Here is a 6,884-nt window from a genome sequence, read left to right on the forward strand (position 1 = left end):
AACTCCCCCGTGAGCAGAGGCAGGTCATCGTAGCGGTCGCCCAGCTCCTCGCGCACGGCGGCTACGAACTGAGGGTACGTCCCGTGCTCCATCGTCGCGTCTTCGAGGATCTCATTCGCCATCGCGATCACGCCGGAGAGTCCGCTGTGCGCGGGCAGATGGTCCGTCCCGTTCGGCACGAGGACGTTGCGTGTCGTCGCCAGCGGCTCCAGCAACGAGCGCAGCGTCCCAAGTGTGCTCTCCAGCGCCTCGCGGCCCTCGGGCACCTGCGCCATGAAGCCGTAGCCGTACGGGAAGTGGATCGCCAGCACCTCCGAGCCGTCCGGCGCCGCAATAGAACTGGACGGTAAGGTTGTCGGCAATACGCCGTTCAAAATTGAGCAGATAAAGCCCGGCCAACATCAAATTGTGTTGAGCAAACCAGGGTACAGTGACAAGACGACTTCTGTTGATATTGAAGCCGGCCAAACAAAGCCGCTGAAGGTTCAGCTCACAGCCTTTTTAGGAAAAATAGGAGTGCTGGTGCGGCCGTATGGCTCCATTTACGTAGATGACGAACTGAAGAAAAAAGACACGTTTACGCCTTATACAGAGGAACTGCAAGTTGGACAGCATAAAATAAGAGCGGTACACCCGACTCTTGGTACCTTTGAAAAGTATGTTGAAGTGCAAGCCAACGAGCAGGTCGAAATTTCATTCGATTTTAATCAAAAGGTGACAGTCACGATTCTTTCTCAGGATGAAACGGGAAAAGCGGTCTGGGCCGGGATTTACATTGACAACAAGGATACTCGCGAAGTCACTCCAAAGGAGGTGCAGCTGTCACCGGGACAATACAAAATTTTAGTACGGCGGAAGGGGTATAGCGCTGAAGGCGGAGAAAAGGTGATCAATGTTAAGCATGGCATGGAACTGGTCAAGTTCATCTTAAGGAGACTCAATAATTAAACGATCTCGATAGCCGTACCGATTCTATAGCTCGCAGCGATGGAATCGGTTATCGACTAAGGCTCAACAGGGATTTTCAATCCAAGACGTCTGTTGTACATAATCAATCCTAAATTGAGCGATTCGCTATTTGCTGTTGGCTGTTAGCTAATAAAACTCAATTAGTTAAAATGGTTTTTGTAATTCACCCAACAGGTGAAATGATAGTCTCAACGTAAGTACCCAAAAATTAAATGCCAAAAGCTAAAAGCCAATCGCTGATTTTGGGTTATTGTTAACCAATTTCTATTTTTTCAGGTTTTTGAGCCTCATGAGGATGCTCATTTCCTGCGTATATTTTTAACTTCTTATAGATTTTCTTACCCAACTTGTTATGAGGCAGCATTCCCCAGATAGCCTTTTCTAAAATTTTTGCGGGATTGCTTTTAATTAAGTCTGAGTAACTATCCGAGCGTAAGCCGCCGGGATAACCGGTATGGCGGTAGTATTTCTTAGTCTTGGCTTTCTTGCCTGTAACGCGAATTTTGCCGGCGTTGATGATAATAACGTGGTCTCCAACATCCATATGTGGCGTAAAAATGGGTTTGTTTTTACCTCTTAAGATCGAAGCCACTTCGCTGGCTAACCTGCCAAGAATCTGTCCATCCGCATCGACTACGAGCCATTTCTGATTAATTTCATTCAGTTTAGGAATGTATGTTTCCAAAGTTCTTTCTCCCGATTAAATTTTCACAAAAGTCGATAAAAATACTACTATTACCCTTAATAGTCAAGACTTTTCTTCGTCGAGTTTTTTGAACTTTTCGTCAAAAAACATAACTTGGGACACTTATGAAAAACAAATCCTGCTATCCTTAGGCTTGCCACCACATATTCTTGTTGTAGAGGCCAAAAACCTTTCCTTTTAACTTCCAACCCGCAAATGGCGTATTTTGAGATTTTGATTTGAATTGGGTTTTATCAACGGTCCACTCGTGCTCAGGGTCAAAGATGGTCAAGGAGGCCGGGGCGCCGATTTTTAGCTCACCTCGTTCAAGGTTGAGAATCTCTGCAGGTCTTTTTGTCATTTTGCAGATAGCTTGCGAAAGGGTCAGCAGGCCGGGCCCCACCAAGTTTGATAAAACCAATCCTAAAGCCGTTTCCAAACCGACAATTCCCATGGGCGCTTTGATAAATTCAACTTCTTTCTCTTCTTTGGCATGAGGCGCGTGGTCGGTTGCAATCACATCGATGGTGCCGTCCTGCAACCCTTTCAGCATCGCGTCGACATCTTGCTGAGTTCGCAAGGGCGGGCTCATTTTGGCGTTTGTGTCCTGTTTCGACACAGCTTCTTCAGTAAGAATAAAATGGTGCGGCATGACTTCGCAAGTTACCTGAACCCCCTGTTTTTTTGCCTGCCTGACCAAATCAACCGCTTTGGCCGTCGAAATATGTGCAATGTGAATTTTAGCTCCGGTACATTCGGCCACTTGAATGTCTCTGGCAACCATAACTTCTTCCGCAATCCCCGGAATCCCCGGCAATCCTAAACGCATCGATACAACCCCCTCGTTCATGGCCCAATTTCCGGAAAAACTTTTATCTTCGCAATGCTCTATAATCGGCACGTCGAGTTTTTTTGCATTTTGCATGGCGCTCCGTAAAATCCCGGCTGTTGCCACCGGATCGCCATCGTCTGAAAATGCCACGGCGCCTGCTTGCACCAAAGCTTCCATTTCCGTTAGCACGGCGCCGGCTCTATCTTTTGTTACCGCAGCAATTGGAAAGACATCCACCAATAAATCTTTAGATTGATTTTTCAAGAACTCTATGATTTTCGGATTGTCAGCGGCAGGGGTTGTGTTCGGCATCGGGCAAACACCGGTAAATCCACCGGCCATGGCCGAGTCGCATCCCGTTTCAATCGTTTCTTTATGCTCACCACCGGGTTCGCGCAAATGCACGTGCATATCAATCAGACCCGGACAAAGCGCCAATCCATGCAAATCAACCACTTTACCACTAAAACCAGCGCTGCTTATTTTACCGATTTCTTTAAGTTTCCCATCTTCAATCACAACATCCTGCTTTTGCTCGCTCAGCTTTTCAGCCTCTATGACGCGGGCGTTGGTAAATAAAATTTTATCGATGCGTTTTATAGAATCGGTTGAACCCATATTTGTTATGCGGTATTGTCAAAAGTTTTTAGTTTTATCAGCGCTAAGCAAGCACTAAGTCTTATATACTACCTACTTTTATTTGCTTTTATTGTGGCCTGCCCTCTAACGAAACGCACCACCCTGTCTTTCTGAGCACATAATGCACTCATTCGCGCATCTCTAAATCACCCGATGTGCGAAGAATCTGATATCCGCACACCTTAGATTCTTCGCGCCACATGCTTAGGTATTCAAGGCAGGCATCCGTGACTTCGCGCTCAGAAAGACGCGGATGAAACTTCGAGCCAACTGGTAAGCTAACAAACTCCTGTAAATTGTCATTTTCGGAATTTTGAAATAAGCGAGGGCAGGGATTTGTATTAAGCTGACTTTATTTTCAGATCGCATTCTAAGATGTGGGCAATTAAGGCAACCCGGGCCCACATGCCATTTTCAACTTGCTCCCAGTAGCGGCTGCGTGGGTCGGCGTCAAAACTTACCGGAATTTCTTCCCTTCTGGGCAAAGGATGCATGACGATACAATTTGGTTTTAAAGAAGCGATGACGTCTTGGGTCAACGTGTAAGCACTATAATCGATGTTGCCTGCTGAGAATTCGTTGTCATATTCATCCTGGATTCTGGTCATATAAACCGCGTCCGCTTCTTTAGAAAAACCGAGCATCGAATCGCTTTCCCTAAACTTAATTCCGTGTTTAGTCATATATTTCTTCATGTCATCTTTTAACTTGAGGGAATCCGGAGAGACCAAATCAACTTTAACATCATTGTATTTACAGAGAAGATAAATCAGTGATCTCGCAGCCCGGCCTCTGGCGAGGTCGCCGACGAACATAATGCGTTTTCCATCTACCCCGCCCCTTTTGAGAAATTCACGATGCAAAGTGTAGACGTCAAGTAGAGCCTGGGTTGGATGCTGATCCATTCCTGAGCCGCCATTGATGATATGTTTGGAGACATCGGATTCGAGAAATTGCATGGCACATTGTTCAGCAAATCCCGGCTCCGGATAGCGAATAATAATCAAATCGTGGTACATGGCAAACGTGTGAACGCTATCAAGAGGCGTTTCTCCTTTCAACTCCGAAGAGGTACGGGTAGAGGTAACTTGCGCGGTTGAAATTCCCAGAATGGATGCCGCCGATTCGAAGGAAAGGAAAGTCCGAGTTGAAGGCTGCACAAAATAGAGCAGAGCGCGCATATTCGGCAGACAATTTTTGAGAAAGGAAGCCCCGATTGCACTGGTATATAGCTGCCGCGCCTTATTCGCGATCTTAAAAAAATCGTGCATCAATTCGTGTGTGAATTGCTGGGTATGGATAAGGTGCAGTAATCTGCCGGTATTTGTTACAAACTCTGGTTTGTCTTTTTTTGTCATTATTTGCTTTCTTAAGGTCTCGAGTTGCCTGGGTTTAATCTTAGTCAAATTTTATTTAAGAAAATTCCATAAAAAAAGCAAATGTTTTGTTACCTGCTAATTGAGGCAATAAAAAAACCCCGAAGTCTACTGATTCGGGGTCAAAAAGTTTCTTAAAATTTTCAAACAATTATCAATTCAAAATAAAATCCTCGGGATTCTGGGCGCGGCCTTTGTGCCAGACTTCGTAGTGCAAATGGGGCCCTGTGGCACGGCCTGTATCACCGGAGAGGCCGATCTCCTGCCATCGTTCAACTTGCTGACCTTGTTTGACATATATTTTGGAGAGATGGCCATACAAAGTTTTATAGCCAAATCCGTGGTCGATAATGACGACTCTGCCGTACCCTTTATTCAAGCGGTAGCGGACCCTGATAAATTCAACCTTGCCGGAGGCCGCGGCGTAAATTTTCGTGCCGTAACGGGCGGAAAGGTCGATGCCTTGATGATGTTTGACCCGCTCCACAAACGGGTCTCTGCGCCGGCCAAATTTATCCGTGACTCTGCCACCCTGCACAGGTCGAATCGATGGGATATATTTGATCTCTTTTTGCGTCTGCAAAAACTTATCTTCAATAACATCCTGGACATTTACAGCGCGACGAATTCTGGCCTCCAGGGCGTCGAGGTAGTCGGCCATCTTTTCAGTATGATATTCATAATCAAGCGGAACGGATGCCAACATAAGATCTTTTTCACTTAAAAGTGTCTGCATAATTTTATCGCTGTCGGGATCAGATGTGACCAGGCCTGCAATGATCTCCAAATCGTCCGTATCCTTCTCCAAAACGACCAATTTTTTATTGATCTCCTCAATATTATTCTGCAGGTTTTTTACTTTTTTCTTTAAAAAAGTGTTAGTCTTTGCAAGTGCAGTATTAGAACTATTCTCAAACAGCCGGTTGCTAATCGAAATCGAGCTAAACAGAATACTGCCGATTGCAACAGCCGTAACAAGAAAATAAACGGCTGCTCGCCGCACATTAAACTCAAACTGCCGAAACTCAGATTCCCTATCTGAGAAAAAAACCAGACGAATTTTATCCATACCGTATATCTTCTTTAACGCCGTAAGATTTTATTGTTTTTGGTGGATTTAACGAACGGGTTAAATACTTATTCAATATTTACAAACTTTGTACTGTTGATGCAGATTTTAAAAACTACGGAATATAAGAAACTTTTTTAAAAAAATCAACTTGTGCTGTCGGTGGTGGTGTGATTGGTCAAATTCGAATTCATAGAATTACATGAATGAACACGAGTATAGCTGAATGGATTTCGGCTAAGGCTTGCCTGTTTGACTCAAACCAAAATAAACGGCAAAATCCGATTCATCGTTTGCACTAAGCTCCAAACTAAATTTTAAACGTGAAGGAAGATGCAAATCAAGGCCAAACAATGGGCTCATTAGCAGACCGCTGGTGTACATTCCCTTTTCTCGGGTTACGGTTGTGTTTTGTCCACTAAATATGAGCTTATCTATTTTTGTTTCAAAACGTCGAATTATTTTAGTATTGATTCCGCCGTAAAAATTAGCAGCGCCGATTCTTTTTGTTAGGCCAAATGTCAGGTTAGTTTCACGCCAGTCATAATTTAATTCCAAAATTTGTGAACCGAATCCAAGAGTGGATTCCGAGGCCGGTTTACTGATAAATCTAATCATTTGGCCGTTGAAAAACAAAGACGTTTGCAAACTTTCAAAATTTAAAATTTGCAGGGATAGGCCGCCGCCATAAGCAATTTTGAATCCGTCATCTAATAGCGTGCGCGCAGAATCTGCGAGCGTAAGGCTCAAATTGGTCAGGCCAAAAAGGCCGTAAATGTCCAATTTGCTGCTTAGGCCATAGGAACCTTTTAAGAAAAATCGACGAGATTCATTTTTAATCCTAAAAATTTTTTTTGTAAAAAATCCGCCGTCCAAACTGATGGTAAATTCACCATTGCTTTCCGTATAAATAGGCGCGCCGGCCGGTTGAGCAATGAGTTCTCCAGCACCACTTAATATAGAAAAAAAGATCAGAATACACCACAAAAATTTTTGTAACATTAATTTCATTTTAATTCAATCTCAAGACAATTACTGGCGAAGATCTGACTACATTCCCATTTTGACTGTTGACGGAAATAGTCACCGGGGTTGCGATTGCCTTGGCATCCGGGTCCGCTGGATCGAGATTATTTACAAGAACCACCTGATAGCGAGTCACTCCGGGATCACCCGTTATAAGAGCGGTGTTCCAGGACAATGCCCCGCCGTTTGCAGACGCTATGATTTCGGAACCCGCAACAATCGGATTCCCATTGACATCGTAAATTTTGATATCAATTGTCGCCGGGAATCCGGGGAGTAAATCGGGTG

At 44.5% G+C, this 6,884-nt stretch carries 8 protein-coding genes; 1 reads left to right on the forward strand and 7 read right to left on the reverse strand.

Annotation, left to right across the window (positions count from 1 at the left end; translation table 11 throughout):
• Positions 1-374, reverse strand: a 374-nt coding sequence (locus IH879_16965) for a hypothetical protein (protein MCH7676616.1), incomplete at its 3' end; no start/stop codon positions are given.
• Here IH879_16965 and IH879_16970 point away from each other — a divergent pair.
• Entirely contained in the window at positions 301-948 is a 648-nt protein-coding gene (locus tag IH879_16970; GenBank protein ID MCH7676617.1) for a PEGA domain-containing protein, read from the forward strand. The genes IH879_16965 and IH879_16970 overlap by 74 nt on opposite strands.
• Positions 949-1,222: 274 nt before the next feature.
• Here the strand turns inward: IH879_16970 and rplM are convergent, their stop codons facing one another.
• The 6 genes from rplM to IH879_17000 all read right to left on the reverse strand — a co-directional run.
• The gene (gene rplM / locus IH879_16975; protein MCH7676618.1) at positions 1,223-1,654 is read right to left on the reverse strand and encodes a 50S ribosomal protein L13; all 432 of its coding nucleotides are present in this window, start codon (positions 1,652-1,654) and stop codon (positions 1,223-1,225) included.
• A gap of 148 nt (positions 1,655-1,802) precedes the next feature.
• Positions 1,803-3,104 (reverse strand): dihydroorotase, encoded by a 1,302-nt coding sequence (locus IH879_16980; GenBank protein ID MCH7676619.1) that lies wholly within the window; start codon positions 3,102-3,104, stop codon positions 1,803-1,805.
• Between the two features lie 362 nt (positions 3,105-3,466).
• On the reverse strand, positions 3,467-4,483 hold the full coding sequence (locus tag IH879_16985; GenBank protein MCH7676620.1) for an aspartate carbamoyltransferase: 1,017 nt from the start codon (positions 4,481-4,483) through the stop codon (positions 3,467-3,469).
• A 172-nt stretch (positions 4,484-4,655) separates the two neighbouring features.
• Complete coding sequence (locus tag IH879_16990) at positions 4,656-5,570, reverse strand: M23 family metallopeptidase (protein ID MCH7676621.1); 915 nt, start codon at positions 5,568-5,570, stop codon at positions 4,656-4,658.
• 237 nt (positions 5,571-5,807) lie between these two features.
• The gene (locus IH879_16995; GenBank protein ID MCH7676622.1) at positions 5,808-6,581 is read right to left on the reverse strand and encodes a hypothetical protein; all 774 of its coding nucleotides are present in this window, start codon (positions 6,579-6,581) and stop codon (positions 5,808-5,810) included.
• Between the two features lies 1 nt (position 6,582).
• On the reverse strand, positions 6,583-6,884 hold a 302-nt coding region (locus IH879_17000; GenBank protein MCH7676623.1), incomplete at its 5' end, for a hypothetical protein.

This window comes from candidate division KSB1 bacterium, from assembly GCA_022562085.1.
Taxonomy (GTDB): domain Bacteria; phylum Zhuqueibacterota; class Zhuqueibacteria; order Oceanimicrobiales; family Oceanimicrobiaceae; genus Oceanimicrobium.